General features: G+C 72.4%; 19 protein-coding genes. 7 read left to right on the top strand and 12 right to left on the bottom strand.

Translation table 11 applies throughout. The annotated features are described in order from the left end of the window. The 3 genes from OG379_RS29965 to zapE all read right to left on the bottom strand — a co-directional run bounded on the left by OG379_RS29965 (position 1) and on the right by zapE (position 2349). A complete protein-coding gene (locus tag OG379_RS29965) occupies positions 1–441 on the bottom strand; it encodes a peptidase inhibitor family I36 protein (protein WP_405666084.1) in 441 nt (146 codons plus the stop codon). Between the two features lie 260 nt (positions 442–701). Then, positions 702–1127, bottom strand: coding sequence for an OsmC family protein (locus tag OG379_RS29970; RefSeq protein WP_405666085.1), 426 nt, complete (start codon positions 1125–1127; stop codon positions 702–704). Positions 1128–1209: 82 nt separating this feature from the next. Continuing rightward, positions 1210–2349, bottom strand: coding sequence for a cell division protein ZapE (zapE, locus tag OG379_RS29975; protein WP_405666087.1), 1140 nt, complete (start codon positions 2347–2349; stop codon positions 1210–1212). Between the two features lie 37 nt (positions 2350–2386). On the opposite strand from zapE, the gene OG379_RS29980 reads away from it, so the two are divergent. The 4 genes from OG379_RS29980 (at position 2387) to msrB (ending at position 5636) form a co-directional block, all read left to right on the top strand. Beyond that, on the top strand, positions 2387–3166 hold the full coding sequence (locus tag OG379_RS29980) for a pyrimidine reductase family protein (protein ID WP_405666088.1): 780 nt from the start codon (positions 2387–2389) through the stop codon (positions 3164–3166). Between the two features lie 158 nt (positions 3167–3324). After that, on the top strand, positions 3325–3777 hold the full coding sequence (locus OG379_RS29985; protein ID WP_405666089.1) for an indole-3-glycerol phosphate synthase: 453 nt from the start codon (positions 3325–3327) through the stop codon (positions 3775–3777). A gap of 46 nt (positions 3778–3823) precedes the next feature. After that, positions 3824–5218: a UDP-N-acetylmuramate--L-alanine ligase gene (gene murC, locus OG379_RS29990; protein ID WP_405666090.1), complete on the top strand. Its 1395-nt coding sequence runs from the start codon at positions 3824–3826 to the stop codon at positions 5216–5218. Positions 5219–5228: 10 nt separating this feature from the next. Next, positions 5229–5636: a peptide-methionine (R)-S-oxide reductase MsrB gene (gene msrB / locus OG379_RS29995; RefSeq protein ID WP_393764154.1), complete on the top strand. Its 408-nt coding sequence runs from the start codon at positions 5229–5231 to the stop codon at positions 5634–5636. Positions 5637–5687: 51 nt separating this feature from the next. Here the strand turns inward: msrB and OG379_RS30000 are convergent, their stop codons facing one another. The 7 genes from OG379_RS30000 to OG379_RS30030 form a co-directional block, all read right to left on the bottom strand. Further along, positions 5688–7853 carry an MMPL family transporter gene (locus OG379_RS30000; RefSeq protein WP_405666091.1) on the bottom strand — a complete coding sequence of 722 codons (2166 nt, stop codon included), beginning with the start codon at positions 7851–7853 and terminating at the stop codon, positions 5688–5690. Positions 7854–7893: 40 nt separating this feature from the next. Further along, positions 7894–8448: a TetR/AcrR family transcriptional regulator gene (locus tag OG379_RS30005; protein WP_405666092.1), complete on the bottom strand. Its 555-nt coding sequence runs from the start codon at positions 8446–8448 to the stop codon at positions 7894–7896. A gap of 94 nt (positions 8449–8542) precedes the next feature. Beyond that, the gene (locus OG379_RS30010; protein WP_405666093.1) at positions 8543–9913 is read right to left on the bottom strand and encodes an amidohydrolase; all 1371 of its coding nucleotides are present in this window, start codon (positions 9911–9913) and stop codon (positions 8543–8545) included. 61 nt (positions 9914–9974) lie between these two features. Further along, positions 9975–11276: an amidohydrolase family protein gene (locus tag OG379_RS30015; RefSeq protein WP_405666095.1), complete on the bottom strand. Its 1302-nt coding sequence runs from the start codon at positions 11274–11276 to the stop codon at positions 9975–9977. A gap of 183 nt (positions 11277–11459) precedes the next feature. Beyond that, a complete protein-coding gene (locus tag OG379_RS30020; protein ID WP_405666097.1) occupies positions 11460–12146 on the bottom strand; it encodes a GntR family transcriptional regulator in 687 nt (228 codons plus the stop codon). A 52-nt stretch (positions 12147–12198) separates the two neighbouring features. Continuing rightward, positions 12199–12681, bottom strand: coding sequence for a hypothetical protein (locus OG379_RS30025; RefSeq protein WP_362936564.1), 483 nt, complete (start codon positions 12679–12681; stop codon positions 12199–12201). A 95-nt stretch (positions 12682–12776) separates the two neighbouring features. Continuing rightward, positions 12777–15191: a GTPase-associated protein 1-related protein gene (locus OG379_RS30030; RefSeq protein ID WP_405666099.1), complete on the bottom strand. Its 2415-nt coding sequence runs from the start codon at positions 15189–15191 to the stop codon at positions 12777–12779. 196 nt (positions 15192–15387) lie between these two features. Between OG379_RS30030 and OG379_RS30035 the strand changes: the two genes are divergently transcribed. Next, on the top strand, positions 15388–16224 hold the full coding sequence (locus OG379_RS30035; protein WP_405666100.1) for an alpha/beta fold hydrolase: 837 nt from the start codon (positions 15388–15390) through the stop codon (positions 16222–16224). 72 nt (positions 16225–16296) lie between these two features. Here OG379_RS30035 and OG379_RS30040 read toward each other — a convergent pair whose 3' ends face one another. Beyond that, positions 16297–17883, bottom strand: coding sequence for an MFS transporter (locus OG379_RS30040; protein ID WP_405666101.1), 1587 nt, complete (start codon positions 17881–17883; stop codon positions 16297–16299). 131 nt (positions 17884–18014) lie between these two features. Continuing rightward, positions 18015–18488, bottom strand: coding sequence for a MarR family winged helix-turn-helix transcriptional regulator (locus OG379_RS30045; RefSeq protein ID WP_405666102.1), 474 nt, complete (start codon positions 18486–18488; stop codon positions 18015–18017). 159 nt (positions 18489–18647) lie between these two features. Here OG379_RS30045 and OG379_RS30050 point away from each other — a divergent pair, with 159 nt between their 5' ends. Then, positions 18648–19067 (top strand): MarR family winged helix-turn-helix transcriptional regulator, encoded by a 420-nt coding sequence (locus tag OG379_RS30050; protein WP_405668700.1) that lies wholly within the window; start codon positions 18648–18650, stop codon positions 19065–19067. A gap of 185 nt (positions 19068–19252) precedes the next feature. Beyond that, on the top strand, positions 19253–20002 hold the full coding sequence (locus OG379_RS30055; RefSeq protein WP_405668702.1) for a hypothetical protein: 750 nt from the start codon (positions 19253–19255) through the stop codon (positions 20000–20002). The last annotated feature ends 5 nt before the right edge of the window (positions 20003–20007 follow it).

The following is a 20007-nucleotide window of genomic DNA, read 5'->3' on the forward strand; positions in this document are numbered from 1 at the left end:
TCACCCGCAGGCGCCGGTGATCCACTGGTGCGAGCGCAGTGCGCGGCCCTGCGTGAAGTTGCCGCCCCGGCCCTGCGGGGTGCAGCCGACACGGTTCGTGTTTTCGGCGCCCGCGTAGTAGGCGACGCCGGACGCGCTGCTGGTGCCGGCGTTCCACACGGACCTGGCCAGGGTGCCGTTCTTGGCCCAGGAGCACTGGATGTCCCCCCTGTACCAGTCGGGATCGGCGTTGAGCCAGGTGCACTTCGTGCCCCCGTAGTTCGCCTGGGGCCAGAAGCAGACATGCCCGCTGGCGCAGGATGCGGCCGCCGCGGCGGACTGCGCCGCGGTGGGCTGGGCGACGGTGTCCGACGCCGCGCCGGCCTGGCCGGGGAGGGCGACGACCGCCGCACAGGCGGCGGCGAGTCCGAGTGCGGCTTTGACGCGCTGGATCCGATTCATGGCAGTGCTCCTTCACGAGACCGATGCGTTCCGGTGAGCGCGGAAGTCAGGGCCCCGGGGCCGCGCCCTTGCGTCAGTGAGTATTCCTGCCGAAGGAGACCCGACCGCGGTGTCGGAGAAGGCAATTGCTGCCACCCGGGTGCAGGATGCTGCCAGCCGGAATGGAGCAGGGATCCGGGCGGCACGGCGATGGCCGCACCGCCCGGACGCGCACGGTCCCCCGGGAGGCGGGCCTCCCGGGGGACCGTGCGCGGTGGTTCTCAGGCCAGCGACGCGGTGAGCGTGATGGTGGTGCCCGAGAGCGCCTGGCTGACCGGGCAGTTCGCCTTGGCGTCCTCGGCGGCCTTCACGAAGCCCGCCTCGTCCAGGCCCGGGACCTCGCCCTCCACCGTGAGGTGGATGCCGGTGATGCCGGTGCCGGGCTGGAAGGTGACCTCGGCCTGGGTGTTCAGCCGGGTGGGCGGGGTGCCCGCCGTGGCCAGGCCGTTGGACAGGGCCATCGAGAAGCAGCTGGAGTGCGCGGCGGCGATGAGCTCCTCGGGGCTGGTCTTGCCGTTCGCCTTCTCCGCGCGGGACGGCCAGGAGACCGGGTACTCCCCGATTCCTGAGGAGTCGAGGGTGACAACGCCCTTGCCCTCGAGCAGGTTGCCTTCCCAGACCGTGTGCGCCTGACGCGTGGTAGCCATGCTGGATCCCTTCAAACGGTGTGCGGTTGGTACGGGCGCACGCGGCACCCGGAGGCACTCGTACGCCCTGCAACCCCCGAACCTACTGCGCCACCAGTCCCTTTGCGTCACGCGCCAGCGCCGTCAGCCGCGAGATGGCCCGGAAGTACTTCTTCCGGTACCCGCCGTTCAGCATCTCGTCGCTGAACAGCCGGTCGAAAGGAAGACCGGAGGCGAGCACCGGGACCTCGCGGTCGTACAGCCGGTCCGCGAGGACGACCAGGCGCAGCGCCGTCGACTGGTCGGGCACCGGCTGCACATCGGTGAGGCAGACCGCGGTGATCCCGTCCGTCAGCGCGCCGTACCGGCTCGGATGCACCCGGGCGAGGTGGTCGAGCAGGGCGGGGAAGTCGTCGAGCGAGGACCCCGGCGTCGCGTACGCGGCCCTGGTGACCTGGTCGTCGGAGTACGGCGGCGGCGCCTCGGGGAGCCCTCGGTGGCGGTAGTCCTCGCCGTCGATCCGCAGCGGCCGGAAGTGGGCGGACAGCCCCTGGATCTCGCGGAGGAAGTCGGCCGCCGCGAAACGGCCCTCGCCGAGCTTGCCGGGCAGGGTGTTCGAGGTCGCGGCCAGCGCGACACCCGCCTCGACGAGCCTGCCGAGCAGGGAGGACACCAGGACCGTGTCACCCGGGTCGTCCAGTTCGAATTCGTCGATGCAGAGCAGCCGGTGCCCGCTCAGGGTCTGGACGGTCTGCTGGAAACCCAGCGCGCCGACCAGGTTCGTCAGCTCGACGAAGGTGCCGAACGCCTTGAGTGAGCGGTCGGCCGGGGTGGCGTGCCAGAGAGAGGCCAGCAGGTGGGTCTTGCCGACGCCGTAGCCGCCGTCGAGGTAGACACCGCGCGGCCCGGTGGGCGCAGCCTGTTTCTTCCCGAAGCGCCCACCCGTCGCCCGCCACCACCCCGCAGAGGATGCGCTTCGCGCTCTTCCCGTCTTCCCCGAGCCTGAGGCATGTGCTCCGCCGAGCCCCGCCGCGAACGAGCTGAGGACCTCGACCGCCTCGGTCTGGCTCGGCTGGTTCGGGTCGGGTACGTACGTATCGAAACGCACCGAGTCGAAGCGCGGCGGCGGCACCATCTCCGCGACCAGACGGTCGGCGGGGACGCGCGGCTCGAGGGCGCACAGGGACTGCGGGGCCGTTTCGGCTATGGGGCTCTGCCCCGGCACGGCTGTGGAGGACGACACAACCATCCACTCTAAGGGCCGTGCCAGACTGCTGGGCATGCGACGCCTGCTCCCTGTGACGGACCTGACAACCCCGCCCGCCGCCCCTGCGGCCGCCGACCGCGAGTGGACGCTCGACGAGCTGGCGGACGCCTACGCGTATCCCGACGGTGAGCGCCCCTGGCTCCGCGCCAACATGGTCACCACCCTGGACGGCGCCGCCCAGCACGACGGCCGCTCCCAGGGCATCTCCTGCCCCACCGACATGCGGATCTTCGGCACCCTGCGGGGCCTCGCCGACGTGGTCGTCGTCGGCGCCGAGACGGTGCGTCTGGAGGGCTACCGGCCGGCGCGGGCCCGCGAGGCCTTCGCCGCCCGGCGCGAGGCGGCGGGCCAGGGCCCCGCCCCTGCCGTCGCGGTCGTCAGCGCGAGCCTGGACCTGGACTTCTCGCTCCCGCTCTTCGTCTCGCCGCTGGTACCGACCTTGGTGGTCACCGGGGCGACGGCACCCTCGGACCGGGTCCGGGCGGCCCGGGAGGCGGGGGCCGAGGTGCTGTTCGCCGGGGACGGCGCCGCCGTCGACCCGGCGCGTGCGGTCGCCGCACTGGGCCGGCGTGGCTTCAGCCGGCTGCTCACCGAAGGCGGACCGCGCCTGCTCGGCCAGTTCGTGGCGGCAGGGGTGCTGGACGAGCTCTGCCTGACCCTGTCCCCGCTGCTCACCGCCGGAGACGCGCAGCGCATCGCGGGCGGTCCCGCCGTCACCGTGCCGGAACGTTTCTCCCTCCTCTCGCTCCTGGAAGAGGCAGGATTCCTCTTCACTCGGTACGGGAAGATCTGACACTTAGCGGAATTACCCGTTCCGGTTAGCTCCGGGTGGGCACACTTAGTCCTGCTACCCCCTGCAATTGCGGGGAAGGATGGTTTCAGCAACAGCGGCCGTCCCTGCGGCCGACGAGATGAAGCGGAAGGGCGCCTGTCGTGTTCACAAGCGTTTTGATGATCGAGAAGCCGCTCACCCCCGAGGACGTCGAATTCGTCACGACCCTCCACGGCGAGGAGCGGATCTCGTTCGTCGTGCTGATGCAGCCCCGCGGTGACCAGGCCGACGTACTGCTGCGCGCGATCGACGACGTGGCGATCGGCGAGCTGCGGGACGCCGTCCGTGAAGGGGAGCAGCCGGAGGGGAAGGAGGCCAGGGAGCCCGCCGAGATGGCGCTGGAGTTCTCGCTCCGGGAGCTGCGCGAGGCGGGGTCGGACGCCGTCGGACAGGTGGTCGAGGACCACCCCCTGGACAAGCTGAAGACCGTCGTCGACGACTCCGGGGCCGACGAGGTGATCGTCCTGACGGCGCCGCACTACGTCGAGGAGTTCTTCCACCGCGACTGGGCGTCCCGGGCCCGCCACAAGGTCGGCGTACCGGTGCTCAAGCTCTTCGCGCACAGCGAATAGGCTGGGGGCCGACCCAGACCCACCCCACAGCTCGGGAGAGACACGTATGGCACCCGGTATTCCTGCCGCCCTGGAACGGCCGCACTTCATCGGCATCGGCGGCGCCGGAATGTCGGGCATCGCGAAGATCCTCGCCCAGCGCGGCGCGAAGGTGGCGGGCAGCGACGCCAGGGAGTCCGCCACCGCCGAGGCACTGCGCGCGCTCGGAGCGACCGTCCACATCGGGCACGCCGCCGGACACCTGGCCGACGACGCGACCTCGGTGGTCGTCTCCAGCGCCATCCGCGCCGACAACCCCGAGCTGGTCCGTGCCGCCGAGCTGGACATCCCCGTCGTCCACCGCTCCGACGCGCTCGCCTCCCTGATGGAGGGCCTGCGCGCCATCGCGGTCGCCGGCACGCACGGCAAGACGACCACCACGTCGATGCTCGCCGTCGCCCTCTCCGAGCTGGCCCTCGATCCCTCGTACGCCATCGGCGGCGACCTGGAGGGCCCCGGCACCAACGCCACGCACGGCAGCGGCGACATCTTCGTCGCCGAGGCCGACGAGAGCGACCGGAGCTTCCAGAAGTACGCCCCCGAGGTCGCGATCGTCCTCAACGTCGAGCTGGACCACCACGCGAACTACGCCTCGATGGACGAGATCTACGAGTCCTTCGAGACCTTCGTCGGCAAGGTCGTCCCGGGCGGGACCCTGGTCGTCGCCGCCGACCAGCCCGGCGCCGTCGAGCTGACCCGTCGGGTCCGCGAGCTCTCCTCCCTCAACGTCGTCACCTACGGCGAGTCCGAGGGCGCGGACGTACGCGTGCACAAGGTCACCCCGCGCGGCCTGACCAGCGAGGTCACGGTCGTCCTCAACGGCAAGTACCTCACCTTCACGGTCTCCGTCCCGGGCCGCCACTACGCGCACAACGCGGTCGCCGCGCTCGCCGCCGGTGTCGCCCTCGGCATCCCCGCGCACAACCTGGCCTCCGCCATCGGCAAGTACACCGGGGTCAAGCGGCGCCTGCAGCTCAAGGGCGAGGCGGCCGGCGTCCAGGTCATCGACTCGTACGCCCACCACCCCACGGAGATGACCGCCGACCTGGAGGCCATGCGCGGCGCGGCGACGGATGCCCGCCTCCTGGTGGTCTTCCAGCCCCACCTCTTCTCCCGCACCCAGGAGCTCGGCACGGAGATGGGCCAGGCCCTCGCGCTCGCGGACGCCTCGCTGGTCCTGGACATCTACCCGGCCAGGGAGGACCCGCTCCCGGGCGTCACGAGCGCACTGATCATCGACGCCGCGAAGGCCGCCGGCGCCGATGTCACGGCCGTACACGACAAGGCCGCCGTCCCCGCGGCCGTCGCGGGAATGGCGAAGCCAGGCGATCTGGTTCTCACCATGGGAGCGGGCGATGTCACCGACCTCGGCCCGCAGATCCTGGACCACCTGTCGAGCTGAGGGAGCCACCGTGTCGTACGACGTCGAGAAGCCGGACGAGCAATGGCGGGCGGAACTGACGCCCGCCGAGTACGCGGTGCTGCGCAAGGCCGGCACCGAGCCCGCCTTCGTGGGTGAGTACACCGACACCAAGACGGCGGGCGTCTACTCCTGCCGTGCCTGCGGTGCGGAGCTGTTCCGCTCCGACACCAAGTTCGAGTCGCACTGCGGCTGGCCGTCCTTCTACGACCCGAAGGACACCGACGCGGTCGAGCTGCTCCAGGACAACACCCTCGGCATGGCCCGCACCGAGGTGCGCTGCGCCCGCTGCGGCTCGCACCTGGGGCACGTCTTCGAGGGCGAGGGCTACCCGACGCCCACGGACCAGCGCTACTGCATCAACTCGATCTCGCTGACGCTGGCGCCGGACGAGAGCTGAGCGGCCGCACCCCCGGTGCCCCCGGCCCTCGGGCCGGGGGCACCGGTGCGCTCACGTCTTCACGAGCTCGACCGGCTCCCGCTGCACCGGGATCTCCCGCTGCAGCCGCTCGCCCTCGATGTCGAGGTCGGGCAGCACCCGGTCGACGGGGCGGGGCAGCCACCACGCGGCGCGTCCCAGAAGGTGCATGACCGCCGGTACGAGGGCCATCCGCACCACGAAGGCGTCGACGAGCACGCCGATCGCCAGGGCGAACCCGATGGACTTGATGATCGGGTCGGGCATGAACACGAATCCGCCGAACACGGCCGTCATGATCACTGCTGCGGCCGTCACCACGCGTGCGTTGTGGCCGACACCGCTGATGACCGACTCGCGGGCGTCGGCGCCGTGGACGAAGTCCTCCCGCATACGCGAGACCAGGAAGACCTCGTAGTCCATGGCCAGCCCGAAGAGGATGCCGATCAGAAGGATGGGCAGGAAGCTGACCAGCGGCCCGGGTGTGTCGAGGCCGACCAGCTTGGCCAGGTGGCCCTCCTGGAAGATGGCGACGGTGATCCCGAAGGTGGCGCCGATGGTCAGCAGGAAGCCCAGCGCCGCCTTGAGGGGCACCAGGATCGACCGGAAGACGAGCATCAGCAGCAGGACGGACAGTCCGACCACGAGCAGGAGATAGACCGGCAGCGCGGCGGCGAGCTTCTCGGAGACGTCGATGCCGACCGCGGTGGCGCCGGTCAGCGAGACGGTGGCGCCCCCGACGTCCGCCACCCGGTCACGGATCTCGTTGACGGTGTCCTCGGTCGCGGCGGCGGTCGGACCGGTCTCGGGGATCACGGCCAGGAGGGCGGTGGTGCCCTTCTCGTTCATCTGCGGGGCGGCGACGGCCAGCACCCCGTCGGTGTCCATGATGAGCGCGGCGGTCTCCTTGGCCGCCGTACCGGTCGCCTGCGCGGTGTCGCCCGACACGACGGCGACCAGCCGGCCGTTGAAGCCCTCGCCGAACCCTTCGGTCGTCAGGTCGTACGCCTCGCGGTTGGGTGACCCGACCGCCTCGGTGCTCGCGTCGGGCAGCGCCAGACGCATGTCCTGCACGGGCAGGGCGAGAGCGCCGAGCCCCACCACCCCGAGGACGAGGACGGGCACACGCAGCCGTGCCACGATCCGGCCCCAGCGGAAGCCGAAGCCGGCCTCGGCGGGAGCAGGAGCGGGTGTCCGGTCCCGGGTCCGCTGCTTGCGGGGCAGTACGCGGGCGCCCGCGAAGCCGAGTACGGCCGGCAGCAGTGTGAGGGACACCAGCACCGCGAGAGCGACCGTGGCCGCGGCTGCCAGGCCCATGACCGTCAGGAAGGGCACACCCGCCACGGCGAGTCCCGCCAGCGCGATGACGACGGTGGCACCCGCGAACACGACGGCCGAACCGGCGGTCCCGGCCGCCCGGCCCGCCGCCTCCTCCCCGTCCATGCCCTCCAGGAGGTAGTGGCGGTAACGGGAGGTGATGAACAGGGCGTAGTCGATGCCGACCGCCAGGCCCAGCATGAGCGCCAGGATGGGCGCGGTGCTGGTCAGCTCCACCGTGCTGCTGAGTGCGAACAGCCCCGCCATGCCGGCCGCCACGCCGACCAGTGCGTTCAGCAGGGTCATGCCCGCGGCCACCAGGGAGCCGAAGGTGAGGACCAGGACGAGGGCGGCGACGGCTACACCGATGATCTCGGTCGAACCGATCTCCGGCACTCCCCGCATGATCTCGCCGCCGTGCTCGACCCGCAGACCGGAGACGGACGCACCCGCCTCGGTGAACGCCTCCCGCTGTGCGTCGGTGATGCCGTCGGCGCCCGACTCGAACTGCACCTGGATCAGGGCGTAACGGCCGTCCTGCGAGACGGCCTTGGACACGAAGGGGTCGACAGCCGCGAGGACGCCGGGCACCTCCGAGGCCTCCTCGGTCACGGGAGCCACAGCCGCGGGCGTGAGCTTCCCGCCCTCGGGTGCGGCGACGACTATGGTCCCCGTCGCGCCGCCCGCCTGCGGGAACTCCCGGGCGAGCGAGTCCAGGGCCTTCTGGGACTCGGTGCCGGGGATCGAGAACTTGCTGGTGGTGGGCCCGCTGAAGGCCGCGGCGCCCCCACCGAGCAGCGCGAGCAGCAGGAGCCAGAGGGCGAGGACACGCCCTCGGCGCCGGAAGGACAGCCGGCCGAGCCGGTACAGCAGTATTGCCATGCGAAGGAGGCGTCTTTCTCTTCGGTCTGGACGGCTTCTGTCAGCTTCGGCCGGTCGGATGCCCGAGGGTTCTCAGTGCTCCCTGGACCAGTTCGGCACGCATCGTGCCGGGTTCGACATCCACGCCGGCGGCGACCGTGACTGCCACGCCGCCGATCACCATCTGCGCCGTCACGCGCGCACGGGGCTCGTCCGAACGGCCGGCCAGCGCGGCCGCGAGCTGGTCGACGGCCCGGGGGATGACGGCCAGCACGGGATGGCCGAGCATGTCGGGCAGCTCGGCGAAGATGATCTTTACTTCGAGGTGGAAGCGCATGGCGAGGCCGACGTAGCCCGTGACGGCGGATTCGACGGCCTGACCGCCGGTCAGCGCGGCCAGCTCCTCGCCCATGGCGGAGAGCCCCTCGGCCGGAGGGGTCAGCAGCTCGGTGAGGATCGCGTCCTTGCCGGCGAAGTGGTACAGCAGGGATGCCTTGGAGCAGTGCGCCTCGACTGCGATGTCGTGCAGCGAGGTTCCCTTGAAGCCGTGCTCGGCGAAGAGACGCAGTGCGGAGTCGAGAATCTGACGACGCATCGCGGAAGGCGGACGTGGCATGGGGTCACCGTAGCTGACCGATCGGTCAGAGCTGACCGATCGGTCAGGCTTTTCGGGTGACGCCCGCCACATCCGGGTCCGTGGGGGAGGGGTGCTACTTCTCCGGCCGGCTCCGGCCGACGAGCTCTCCGTCGCGCGCCACGACGGCTCCGCCGTGCACGACCATGTCCCGTCGGGGCATGTCCACGACGACCTGGGGCAGGCACTCGCCCCGCACCAGGACGAAGTCGGCCGGGGCCCCGGGCCGGAGGTCCGCGTGCGCGAGGCCCATGACGTCCGCGCCCCCGTGGGTCGCGACGCGGTAACAGTCGGCCAGCTCCTCGTCCAGGCGCACGTCCGTCACCCATCCGAGCAGATGGGCGCGGTGCAGCATGTCGGCGTTGCCGAAGGGGCTCCAGGAGTCGCGTACGCCGTCGGAACCGAGCCCGACCCGTACCCCGTGCTCCCGCAGCCGCGCGATCGGCAGCACCAGGGAATCGGACGGCGCCACCGTCGTGAGCGCGATGTCCAGATCACCCAGTTCGGCGGCGAGGGAGCCGAGTTCACCGTCCGCCAGGCCGGGCAGGCAGAAGACGTGGCTCACGGTGACCTTGCCGGTGAGGGACAGCGCGCGCGTCCGGTCGATGATGCCGCGCAGCGCCTCGATCCCCTTGGCTCCCCGGTCGTGCAGGTGGATGTCCACGCCGATGCCGTGACGGTCGGCGATACCGAAGACGAGGTCGAGCTGCTCGTCCAGGGCCTGGTCGAAACCGCCGGGGTCGATACCGCCGATCATGTCGACGGTGCCGGTGCGCGCCGCTTCCTCCAGCAGTTCCGCCGTGCCCGGGGTGCGGATGACACCGTGCTGCGGGAAGGCCACGATCTGGACGTCCAGGGCGTGACCGAGCCGCTCACGGGCGTCCGACAGACCCTCGACCCCGGCCAGGTCGTAGGCCGGGGCCACGTCGGCGTGGGCGCGCATCGCCCGCGTGCCGCGCGTGACGGCGTGGGCCATCAGGCCGTACGCGCGTTCCGCGACGGTCCGGCGCTGGCTGTGGAACAGGTCCACGTCCTGGGCGACGTAGTCCGCGATACCGCTCGCGGGCCGGCGTGACACCCAGGACCCGCCCCAGGTCGTCTTGTCGGGGTGGATGTGCGCGTCCACGAGCGACGGCAGTGCGATCCGGCCGCCACCGTCGACGACCTTCGCACCGCGAGGTGCCGGGCCCCGCGAGACGCGGCCGCCGACGACCACGAGGTCCGTGGTCGTCGGAGCCCCGTGCAGGCGTACGTCGCGGAAGACGACGGTCCTGCTGTCGGCCGGTGCGGCACCGGAGGCGGCCGGTTCGACCGGGGCGGCGTCGGCCCGGGCGGCCGGGGCCACCACGGCCGCGGTCGCCGTGGCCGTGGTGCCGGCGAGTGCGGCGGCACCGGCCAGCACCGTGCGACGGGAGAAGGTGCCGGGGGCGGGCGATGACGGCTGCATGGGGACTCCTACTGCGGATCGACGCGGCGGGGGACGGGGGAGGGGCGGGGGCCGGGGCGGGTCAGAGCGCGACGCCCGCCCGGACCACCCGTACCGGCTGCGTGAGTACGGAGACGTCGGCCAGCGGATCGCCGTCCACGAGGACCGCGTCGCCCGCGAAACCGCGCGCGAGGCGGCCCACCGTGCGTTCCAGCCCCAGAAGGCGGGCCGCGCCCGTCGTGGCGGTGCGGATCGCGTCGAGTGCGGGCAGCCCGGCCGCGCGCATCAGCTCCACCTCGCGGCCGATGGGCCGCACCGTGCCGCCGGACGAATCCGTTCCGGCGGCGAGCGGCACGCCGAGTTCGTGTGCGGCGAGCACCGCCCGCTCCAGGACGGGGAGGTAGGTGCGCCCCCGCTCCGCGAGGACCGGGTCCGGGGACTGCGCCAGGCCGGCGATGGCGGTGAGGGTCGGCGTGAAGTACGTACCCCTGCGGAGCATTTCGTCGAGAGTGCGCTCCGCGACGAACGCGCCGTGTTCCAGGGAGCGGATGCCGGCGGTGACGGCGTCGTGGCAGCCCTGCTCGCTGTAGCTGTGGCAGAGGACGCCCTTCCCCCGTCGCCGCGCCGCGGCGACGATCTCCGAGAGCTGCTCGTGCGAGTACACCTGGGTGAGCGGGTCCTGTTCGGGCAGCCCGGCGCGCTCGTTGACACGCGTCTTGATCACGTCCGCGCCCCGCGCGATGTTCACCTCCACCACGCGGCGCAGCGCCTCGGCCGAGCGGACGCCGTCCTTGAGCCGGGCGAGCGGCGTGAGGTCGGGGTCGGCGAGTACGGTCTCGCCGAGGTCCGGGGTGACGAAGACGCCCGCCGCGGTCAGCCGGGGCGCGAGGTCGGGGCTGTGTCGCGCCAGTTCGCGAACGGCGATGTCCTGGTAGAACGACGTCGACCCGCTGCGGGCGCTGGTCGCGCCCTGGCGGACGGCGTCACGGGCCTCGGCGGCCGTGCTCAGGTGGATGTGCGCGTCGACCAGGCCCGGCAGGACCCAGCGGCCGTGCGCGTCCAGGACCTCGGCGCCGCTCGGTATACCGACGCTGCCGCGTGCTCCGGCCGCGCGCACCGTCCCGTCGCGGATGACGACGACGGCGTTCTCGGTGACCTCGCCGGTCGCCGGGTCGAGGAGAGTGCCGCCCCGGATGACGAGGCTGCCGCCCCGCGCCGCGCCGCCGGAGGCGCTCCGGGCGGCGGGTGAGGCCGCGCCCCGGTGCGCGGGGGCGGCCACCGCGGGAGCCGCCGCGGCCACGGTTCCGGCGAGGGCGGCGGCACCGGCGAGAACTCCGCGGCGGGTCAGCCTGCCTGAGGGTGGGGGGAGGGCTTCGACGCACATGAGAGCTCCTTGGGGGAGAGGGGCCGATGGCTACGGAATTTGTATACCAAGCATCGGGCGACGGGCAAGGATCATGTCGCCGAACAGCCGGAATGCGGGATTTGAGGCCATCGCCCCCGACGTGGCGCACGTGTGAGCTCGGCTTGGTATACAAGCCGCGGGCCGACAGGCCCTTGCCAGGTGTCAGGCGTCGCCGAACAGCGAGCGCAGGGCGACCGCTCGGCTGTCGCGCACATGCAGGAGGGTGCAGGCCGCGGCGGCCTCCACGTCGCCGGCGGAGATGTGCCGGAACATCTCCGCGTGCTGGGCCCGCATGTGGGCGGGCTCCTCGCGCATGCCGAACAGCAGCCGGAGCTGCCAGCTCAGCTGCTCCATGGTGCGTGCCAGCAGGGGATTGCCCGACATCGCCACGACGCCCTCGTGGAAGGCGGTGTGGGCGGCCACCTCGCGCGTCCCCTCGTCCGACGCGGCGGCCGACTCGGCCTGGCGGAGGGTGGCTTCGAGAACGGCCAGCCCTCCGGTCCGGCCCGCCGTCACGGCACGGGCCGCGAGCCGCGACGCCTGGACCGCCAGGGGCTCCCAGACCTCGTACAGGTGCTCGACATCGGTGTATTCGAGGCGGCGCACGCGGACGCCGCTGTGGGGGAGCAGCTCCAGCAGACCTTCGGCGACCAGCGCGCGCAGTGCCTCGCGTACAGGCACGCGGGACATGCTGAGCTCCTCGGCGACCTCCCGCTCGACGAGGCGTGCGCCCTGCGCGTAACGCCGGTCGACGATGCGCTGCAGGACGGCTTCACGCGCCCTCGCGCTGAGCGAGGCCGGCGCCGTCGCCCCCGGCGCACGTGAACCGCTGTCGCTTCCGTCCGCCACCTGATCCGCCTTCGTCCGCAGCCTTGTCCGGTGCGATCCGGACGGCAGGACCCTAGTCCTCGTCGGACCCGGACCCGGACTCCGCGGCCGCCTCGGCCCGCAGCAAGGGATGCACCACCCCGGGGAACACCCTGGCCCGTACGACCTCCTCGGCCGCACCGCCCTGCACCACGGTCTCGGCCACGCCCCACGGACGCCCCGCCAGATGGACGGTGAGCGTGTACGACGACGAGCAGCCCATGCACTCGTAGCGGTCCGCCCAGACCTCGACGTCCGTGACACTGCCCGGGTAACGCTTCACGTGCCGGTGCCGGGCATGGCAGTGATCGCACGTCTCGCCCGGCTCACACGTCCCGCCGCACGGGCACGGCACGTCCAGCGACTCCGCGGGCTGCCACCGCTGGACGAGCCGGGCCTCGCGGGTGGCGCCCATGTCCTTCATCGCCTTGAGGTTCCGCGCGGCGACGTTGTACGACTCGCCGGTCGCGGCCATCCGGTCCCGGATGACGTCCTTGCGTCCGCGGTTCGTCGTCATGCCGTCTCCTCCTGGGGTGTCACGCAGCCCGCCAGGAGGCACACGAGATCAGAACATCCCACGGTACCCGCCGTCAGGAGCGTCCGGCGACCTCGTCACGCCCTCCGGACCCGCCCCGCGATGCGTCTGCCGAGGCGTCCCAGGGAGCGGGGCGGCCGGTTCCAGGTGCGGAACGCTTCGAGGGTGCGGCTGCTGCCCTCGCGTTCCACGGCCTCCTCCACGGCCGCGAGCCCCTCGGGGGACAGGGCGCGTACCGCGGGGCGCAGCACCTCGTCGAGCAGCGCGGTCCGGGTCCGCGTCCAGCCGGCGCCCGCGTGCGGGTGGGCGTTCCATACGGTGAAGCAGTCCGCCACGTACGCGGGATCCGCCCGCAGCAGCGCCAGGACCGCTTCGCGGCGGGCCGCCCTGCCGTACGCCGCGATCAGGTCCTCGTCCCCGCTGTGCACGAACGCGTACAGCTCGTCCCCGGGCCGGTCCGGAGCGAGCAGCCGCTCGGCCAGGGCGCCCAGGGCGTGCCCCAGGGCCGGGGGTTCCGCCGGTCCGGCCTGGCCGCGCAGCGTCCGTACCCGGTCCGTCCAGCCGGGTTCCGCCGTTCCCGAGCGCACTTCGCGCGCGAAGTCGAGCAGCATCAGGCAGCCGCGTACCCGGGCGCCGATCTCCTGCGGGAAGCCGCGCAGCAGGTCGTGGGCGAGCTCGGGGGCGTCCTCGTCGCCGACGGGCGCGGCGAGCGCCGCGTCGACCAGGTGCGCCCAGGTGCCGGCCGTCCGGTGGGCGTCGGACGTGGTCTCGCCCAGCAGCGACCGGGCCTCGCCCGCCGTCGGGGTGTCCTCGCCCCACACCAGGCCGACGGCTGTCCGCAGCACCAGCGGCTCGGCGAACGGGGACATGCCCGCCGCGCGCAGCACCGTGTGCAGGACCCCCACCCGGTCGGCGCCCCGTGCCTTCGCCCCGGGTGCCTCGGCGCACATCCGCAGATGCGGCAGCGTCTGGGTCCCGGTGAACGGCAGGGCCACGCGGATCAGCAGCCGTTCCGTGTCCGCCGGGCGGTCCGGGGCGAGCCGGTCCAGCTCACCCAGGAGCGCCGTACGGACGTCGAACTGCTCGTCCAGCAGGTCCGGCAGCGCGCGGCACGCGCCCGCCTCGGGGTCGTCGAGCAGTGCGCTCGCCAGTCGGCCCACCACGCCGGGGAGCAGCTCCGCGCGGTCGAGGCCGAGCAGCCGGGCGATCCGCATCAGCTGCACGGTCCTGGCGACGCCCACGGGCGACGCGGCGGAGAGCTCGGCCAGCAGCTCGTCGCCGAGCTCCTCGACCAGGGCGGCGAGTGCCCGCTCCCCCGCGGGCTCCTCGAACGCCGAGCGCGCGGGCGGCTCCAGGTCCACATCGCCGCCCCGCACCGCCTCCGTCACCAGCAGCGCGGCCAGCGGCGCGGTGACGGCGGCGGGGCAGCGGCCGTCGAGCGCCGTCAGCAGCCGGAGCGCCGCCGCGCACTCCGCGGCCGTACGGTCGTCGGCCGGGGCGGTCAGGGCGTCGGTCAGCTGGCGGGTCCGCTTCTCGTCCAGCGCGTAGGGCCGCTCGGCCGCCCAGTCGGCCGCCGCCGCCCGCTCGTCGGACCCGAGCGCGATGCCGGCACCCAGCGCGGTGACGGCGAGCGGCCCGGCGGCGAACGGCTCGCCCGGCAGCTCCGCCGCCTCCCGGAAGAGCTGCGGCGACCGGCTCCGCCAGATCCGGGCGGCCGTCCCCGCCCACGCGTCGTCCACCGTCCCGGAAGGGCGCGGACCTGAGGCGGCGTGTACGCGGAAGCGGGGGTCGCTGATGTCGGGCGCGTCCTCGGGGAGGACCCCGATGACCTGGTGCGTGGTGAGTCCGGGGTGCCGGGTGTACGTGGTGAAGGTCAGCCGCTCGGCATGCTCCGGAGACAGCACGGCGGTCGCCAGCGCGACCCACCGGGCCACGTCCGCGCTCTGCCGCTCCACGAGCACGACCGGCGGCGCGGACGGGTCCTCGCTCACCCGGCGCAGATCGCTGAGCACGGCGGCGAGCCACGGGCTCCGGGCCACGGCGAAGTCGCCGAGGCCCTCCCGGGTGAGCCCACGCGAAGGGCCGTGAGCGGTGAGCATGGCGGTCAGGGGATCGGGCGGCATGCGGTCCGGCGTCGCGGAGAGCCACCCCGCGGCCCCCCACGCGGCGACCGGCAGCACCCGGCCGGGTATCGGCGTGCCGGGCGGGAGATGTACGGCGTGGGCGTGGAACCCGCCCGCGCCCGTGGCCACCGTACGGCTGAGCAGATGGCTGCCGTCGGAGAGCAGGGCGAAGCCGAACGCCACCGGCAGCGCGCGGAGTCCGGCACCGGGGAGCCGCTCGGGGGTGCCCGCCGGAGCGTCGTACGCCAGGATCGGCGCGGCCTCCGCGCGCACCGGCCCGGGTATCGCGGGGTCCACGGCGGTGAACCGGGGGGAGGGCACCCCGTCCCCGGACACGACGGAGGTGTAGTGCAACTGCGGGAGGCTCATGCGTAGGCCCTCATCGTCCCTGCCACGTGCGTCCCCGTCACACGCACCGGCCGCCGCTCGCCGCCCTGTCGGTGCGGCCCGGCCCGGCGGAGCGACGACCCCGGCGGGGAGCTTTCCGTAGTCGTGCGGGCGACGCTATCAAGCCCTGACGCCCCGTTGGGCCCCACGGAGGCGGAGGACGCCCTAGGTTGACCGTATGACCGACGTGACGCTTTCCGCGGGAGTGGTGGAGTACGAGGACACCGGTGGTGACGGGCCCGTGGTGGTCCTGCTGCACGGGGTGGCGATGAACGGCTCGCTCTGGCGCCACGTCGTCGACGGGCTGCGTTCCGACTACAGGTGCGTCGTGCCCACGCTGCCGCTGGGAGCCCACCGCAGGCCGATGCGCCCGGACGCCGATCTGACGGTGCTCGGGGTCGCCCACCTGGTGGCGGAGTTCCTGGAGAAGCTGGACCTGAGGGACGTCACCCTGGTGATGAACGACTGGGGCGGGGCGCAGGCCCTCGTCGCGGACGGCCGGGACCAGCGGATCGGCAGGCTGGTGATCACGTCCTGCGAGGCGTTCGACAACTTTCCTCCCGGACTGCCCGGCCGCAATCTCCTCGCCGCGGCCAAGGCGCCCGGTGGGCTGCGGTTCGCCTTCGCCCTGCTGAAGTCGAAGCGGATGCGCCGGCTCCCGCTGACCTGGGGATGGATGAGCAAAAGGCCGGTACCGCACGACGTGATGGACGAGTGGTTCCGGCCGCTGTGGACCTCCGCCGCTATCCGGCGGGACCTGAGGGCGTACGTGCTCGGGGTGCCGCCCGCGGAGGTGCTCCTGGCCTGGGCGGAGGCGCTGCGCACGTTCGACCGCCCCGCGCTCGTCGTCTGGGCGACGGAGGACAAGGTCATGCCGCTCGCCCACGGCCGGAGGCTGGCGGAGATGCTGCCCAAGGGCGAACTCGTGGAGATCGCCGACAGCTTCACGCTCATCCCCGAGGACCAGCCCCAGCGGCTGAGCGAGGCCGTCAAGGCGTTCGTACCGCTGTCCTGAACGCGGCCCGGCCGGGTGCGGGAAGCGCGTGTCTGCGCCTCCCGCACCCGGCCGGGGCGGGCGGGAGGGGCCTCAGCTCTCCACGGCCCCGGTGCGACTGCGCATCCCGAACCCCGCAAGCAGCGCGCCGGCGGCACACAGGACCGCGGTGACGACCACCGCGGCGTGCATGCCGTTCATGAAGGCGTTGCCGCTGCCCTCGATCACGGCTGCCCTCAGCTGTGCCGGCATGTCGGCGGAGACCGGCGAAACACCCATGGACACGGCGTCCTTGGCCTCTTCGAAGCCGGTCGCCGCCTCGGGCGGGACACCGGCGGAGGTCAGCTCGCCGGTCAGCGTCGAACCCACCTTGCCGCTGATGAGGGAGACCAGCACGGACGTGCCGAGCGCACCGCCGATCTGCAGCGAGGTGGCCTGGAGCCCGCCCGCGACGCCGCCGTCCTTCCGCGGGGCGTTGCCCACGATGGCGTCGGAGGACGCGGACATCACCATGCCGACGCCCAGACCGATGGCGAGGAACGGCGGCCACATCGCCATGAACGCCGAATCCGCGTCCCAGGTCAGCATCCACAGGGAGGCCGCCGCCTGGAGAACCATGCCGGCCGGCATGGTCACCCGCGGGCCGAAGCGCTGCGTCAGCGCGGCGCCGAGTGGTGCCGCCACCACGGTGGCCAGGCTGAACGGCAGCGTGCGGACGCCGGCCTCGACCGGCGTGAAGCCACGCACGTTCTGCAGGTACAGCATCACGAAGAAGATGACACCGAGCATCACGAAGAAGTTGATGGCGGTGACGATCGTGCCGATGGTCAGTGAACGGTTGCGGAAGAGGCGCATCGGCAGCAGCGGGTGCTCCTGGCGCGTCTCGTACCAGCAGAAGACGGCCAGCACGGCCAGGCCCGCGACGATCGACCCCAGCGTTCCACCGGAGGTCCAGCCCCAGGTCTCCCCCTTGACGACGCCGAAGATCAGGGCGACCAGGCCGACGGCGAGCAGGAGCACACCGGGTACGTCGAAGCGGTGGTTCCCCGTGGAGTCCTTGCTCCTGGGGAGGACGAACAGGCTGAACGCCAGCGCGAAGACGCCGATGGGGGCGTTGATGTAGAAGACCGACTCCCAGTTGACGTGCTCGATGAGCAGTCCGCCGACGATCGGGCCGAGGGCGGTGGAGCAGGACGCCACCATGGCCCACAGGCCCACGGCCATGCCGAACTTCTGGGGCGGGAAGACCGCGCGCAGGAGGCCGAGGGTGTTGGGGATCAGCAGGGCGGCGAAAAGACCCTGGACCGCCCGGAAGGTGATGACGCCCTCGACCGAACCGGAGAGGGCGATCGCGACCGAGGCCAGTGTGAAGCCGACGGTGCCCGTCATGTAGACCGTGTGCCGCCCGAAACGGTCACCGAGCTTGCCGCCCAGGATCAGCAGGGCGGCCATGGCGATCAGATAGGCGTTGGTGACCCACTGCAGGTCGGCCGTGGACGCGCCGAGGTCCCGGCCGATCTCGGGGTTGGCGATCGCGACGACGGAGGAGTCGAGGTTGACCATGAACAGACCGATGGCCACGGCGATCAGAGTCAGCCAGGGGTTGGTACGCCTGCTGCGGGGCACGTCGGGCGGACTGCTCTCGGGCAGGGCGGAGGTGTCCACGGTGGTGGAGGACATGCGGAAGCCTTGTCTGTGGAACTCGGTACGGAGAAAAGGGACTTCGGGGCAGCGGAAGGCGCGCCCCGGCTACGACGGGCGCGCCGCGGGCGCGCCGGGGGGCCCGGTCACGGCCGGGCCCGGTGGCGGAGTCAGCCGAGGGGGGAGTGGAGGCCCCGGTTCAATGAGGTCAGTGCGCCCAGGGCGGCACCGAGAGCGTCGAGCTCCCCCTCGGTGAGGGTGCGCAGCGCCCCGGCCAGATGGGCTTCCTTGAGCCCCCGCGCCTCGGCGAGGCGCTGCCGGGCCGTGGCCGTCGGGTGCAGATGGGCGACCCGCTTGTCGGCCGCGTCCTGCCGGCGTTCCAGCAGTCCCTGGTCGGTGAGCTGGGAGACGAGGGCGCTGACGTTGTTCGGCTTCATCAGCAGGGCGTCGGCCGCATCCCTGACGGTGATCCCTTCGCGCTCCTCGACGAGGAACAGCAGCGCCAACTGGCCGTCGGGGAGCCGTGGATGCGGGAAATCGCGTGCGACCTGCCGCTCCAGACCCCGGTGCAGCGCAGGCAGGGACGCCACGAGCGCGGAGGCTACGTGGTCGATGTCCTGGTCGGGCGCGGTGGGGTCGGGCACGACCACAGCATAGGTACCGGAAGATAGCTATGTCAACATACCTAAATATGGTGCGGTCCGCCGGGTGGTATATGTGCCCTGAAGAGAGCCCCGAGCGCCGCGCACGCGGTCGAGAGAAGGACCGTGGACAAGCCGACGCACTTGATCGAATTCGAGGCGATGCTGCTCGGGCGGCACCTCCAGCCGGGCGCGTCCCGGTCGAGGCGCGGCGGCGGACACCTCGACCGCAGCGCGTACACCCTGCTGAGCCGGATCCGTATGGAGGGCCCGATGTCCATCGGGCAGCTCAGCGACGCCTTCGGCCTCGACGCCTCCACCCTGAACCGGCAGACCGCCGCCATGCTGCGGGCCGGTCTGGTCGAACGCATCCCGGACCCCGACGGGGGCATCGCCCGCAAGTTCCGCATCACCGGTGCGGGTGAAGACGGTCTCGACGCGGAGCGCGCGGCGAACATCAGGGGCCTGGAGCGGGTCATGGCCGACTGGTCGCCCGACGAGGTCGCGGCCTTCGCCGCGTACCTCAAGCGCTTCAACGGCGACATCGAGAACCTCGACGGTCGGCCCTGGCCCCGGCCCTGAGCGAGAGGCGCCCGTTCCGTCACGCGCGTGTCCCGCTTGTCGCACGGGCGCAACAGTCCGCCGGATCCTCGTGCGGGGCGGTCCGCGGCTCCTATGATCGAGCGGCGTCGTGGATATGGGGGCACGAACTCGTGAGACACCTAAGGTCGTTGCACAGGTACGCCATACCGGTTCTGGCTCCGCTGATGTTCCTGGCGGCGTGTTCGAGCGGGGACGGCGGCACTCCGTCCGCCGGGAAGGCGAACCCTTCGGCGAAGGCAGGGCCGGGCCCGGACACCGCGTCACCGACCCCGGTCGTCGACGCCGATCCCGCCCGCCTCCCCAGGGACCGCGAGGCCGCGCTCGACCTCATCGGCAGGGTCATCGCGGACCCCGACAGCTTCGGCCCGGGTGTGGTGAGACGCAGTCCGTACGAGAGTGGTCCGGCCACCTGGCCGGTGCTCGGCGCCGACTGCGTCTGGCACCAGGAGAAGCCCGCGAGAAACGTCCTCGCCACGCTGTCCCGTTCCTTCGAGGTCCCCGCCGCACAGGGGAAGGGGCCCGTGCGGCTCTCGGCGGTCGTCACCGTCCACCGCACCCGTGAGGACGCGCAGTGGGAGATGGCCGAGTCCCTGGAGGAGACGATGCGCTGTCCCACCCAGCAACTCCAGGAGGGCGAGAAGATCGGCTCGATGGTCTCGGGCGTGCTGACGGGAGGGGAGGGCGGACAGTCCACGGCGGAGGACATGCTGACCGAGACCGGCGAGTTCACCAGCACCGAACTGGGCGGCCCGCACGTCTACGACTGGCAGCAGGCGCAGAGCCTCCAGTTCACCGTCGCCGCGACGGGCAAGGGAGCCGAGGGCCGCACCGGCCAGGAGATCTCCGACCTGGTGGCCCATGGGCTGGCCACCATGCTGGTGCGCATCGGGTCCGCCGTCGAGAAGCAGAGCTGAGGACA

This window comes from Streptomyces sp. NBC_01166, from assembly GCF_045039765.1.
In the GTDB taxonomy this organism is placed as follows: domain Bacteria; phylum Actinomycetota; class Actinomycetes; order Streptomycetales; family Streptomycetaceae; genus Streptomyces.

What these genes read in the sequence shown, in the direction of transcription:
- OG379_RS29965 (WP_405666084.1), bottom strand. Translation starts at nt 441, where the DNA reads ATGAATCGGATCCAGCGCGTCAAAGCCGCACTCGGACTCGCCGCCGCC.
- OG379_RS29970 (WP_405666085.1), bottom strand. Translation starts at nt 1,127, where the DNA reads ATGGCTACCACGCGTCAGGCGCACACGGTCTGGGAAGGCAACCTGCTC.
- OG379_RS29980 (WP_405666088.1), top strand. Translation starts at nt 2,387, where the DNA reads ATGCGACGCCTGCTCCCTGTGACGGACCTGACAACCCCGCCCGCCGCC.
- OG379_RS29985 (WP_405666089.1), top strand. Translation starts at nt 3,325, where the DNA reads ATGATCGAGAAGCCGCTCACCCCCGAGGACGTCGAATTCGTCACGACC.
- murC (WP_405666090.1), top strand. Translation starts at nt 3,824, where the DNA reads ATGGCACCCGGTATTCCTGCCGCCCTGGAACGGCCGCACTTCATCGGC.
- OG379_RS30000 (WP_405666091.1), bottom strand. Translation starts at nt 7,853, where the DNA reads ATGGCAATACTGCTGTACCGGCTCGGCCGGCTGTCCTTCCGGCGCCGA.
- OG379_RS30005 (WP_405666092.1), bottom strand. Translation starts at nt 8,448, where the DNA reads ATGCCACGTCCGCCTTCCGCGATGCGTCGTCAGATTCTCGACTCCGCA.
- OG379_RS30010 (WP_405666093.1), bottom strand. Translation starts at nt 9,913, where the DNA reads ATGCAGCCGTCATCGCCCGCCCCCGGCACCTTCTCCCGTCGCACGGTG.
- OG379_RS30015 (WP_405666095.1), bottom strand. Translation starts at nt 11,276, where the DNA reads ATGTGCGTCGAAGCCCTCCCCCCACCCTCAGGCAGGCTGACCCGCCGC.
- OG379_RS30025 (WP_362936564.1), bottom strand. Translation starts at nt 12,681, where the DNA reads ATGACGACGAACCGCGGACGCAAGGACGTCATCCGGGACCGGATGGCC.
- OG379_RS30030 (WP_405666099.1), bottom strand. Translation starts at nt 15,191, where the DNA reads ATGAGCCTCCCGCAGTTGCACTACACCTCCGTCGTGTCCGGGGACGGG.
- OG379_RS30035 (WP_405666100.1), top strand. Translation starts at nt 15,388, where the DNA reads ATGACCGACGTGACGCTTTCCGCGGGAGTGGTGGAGTACGAGGACACC.
- OG379_RS30040 (WP_405666101.1), bottom strand. Translation starts at nt 17,883, where the DNA reads ATGTCCTCCACCACCGTGGACACCTCCGCCCTGCCCGAGAGCAGTCCG.
- OG379_RS30050 (WP_405668700.1), top strand. Translation starts at nt 18,648, where the DNA reads ATGCTGCTCGGGCGGCACCTCCAGCCGGGCGCGTCCCGGTCGAGGCGC.
- OG379_RS30055 (WP_405668702.1), top strand. Translation starts at nt 19,253, where the DNA reads ATGTTCCTGGCGGCGTGTTCGAGCGGGGACGGCGGCACTCCGTCCGCC.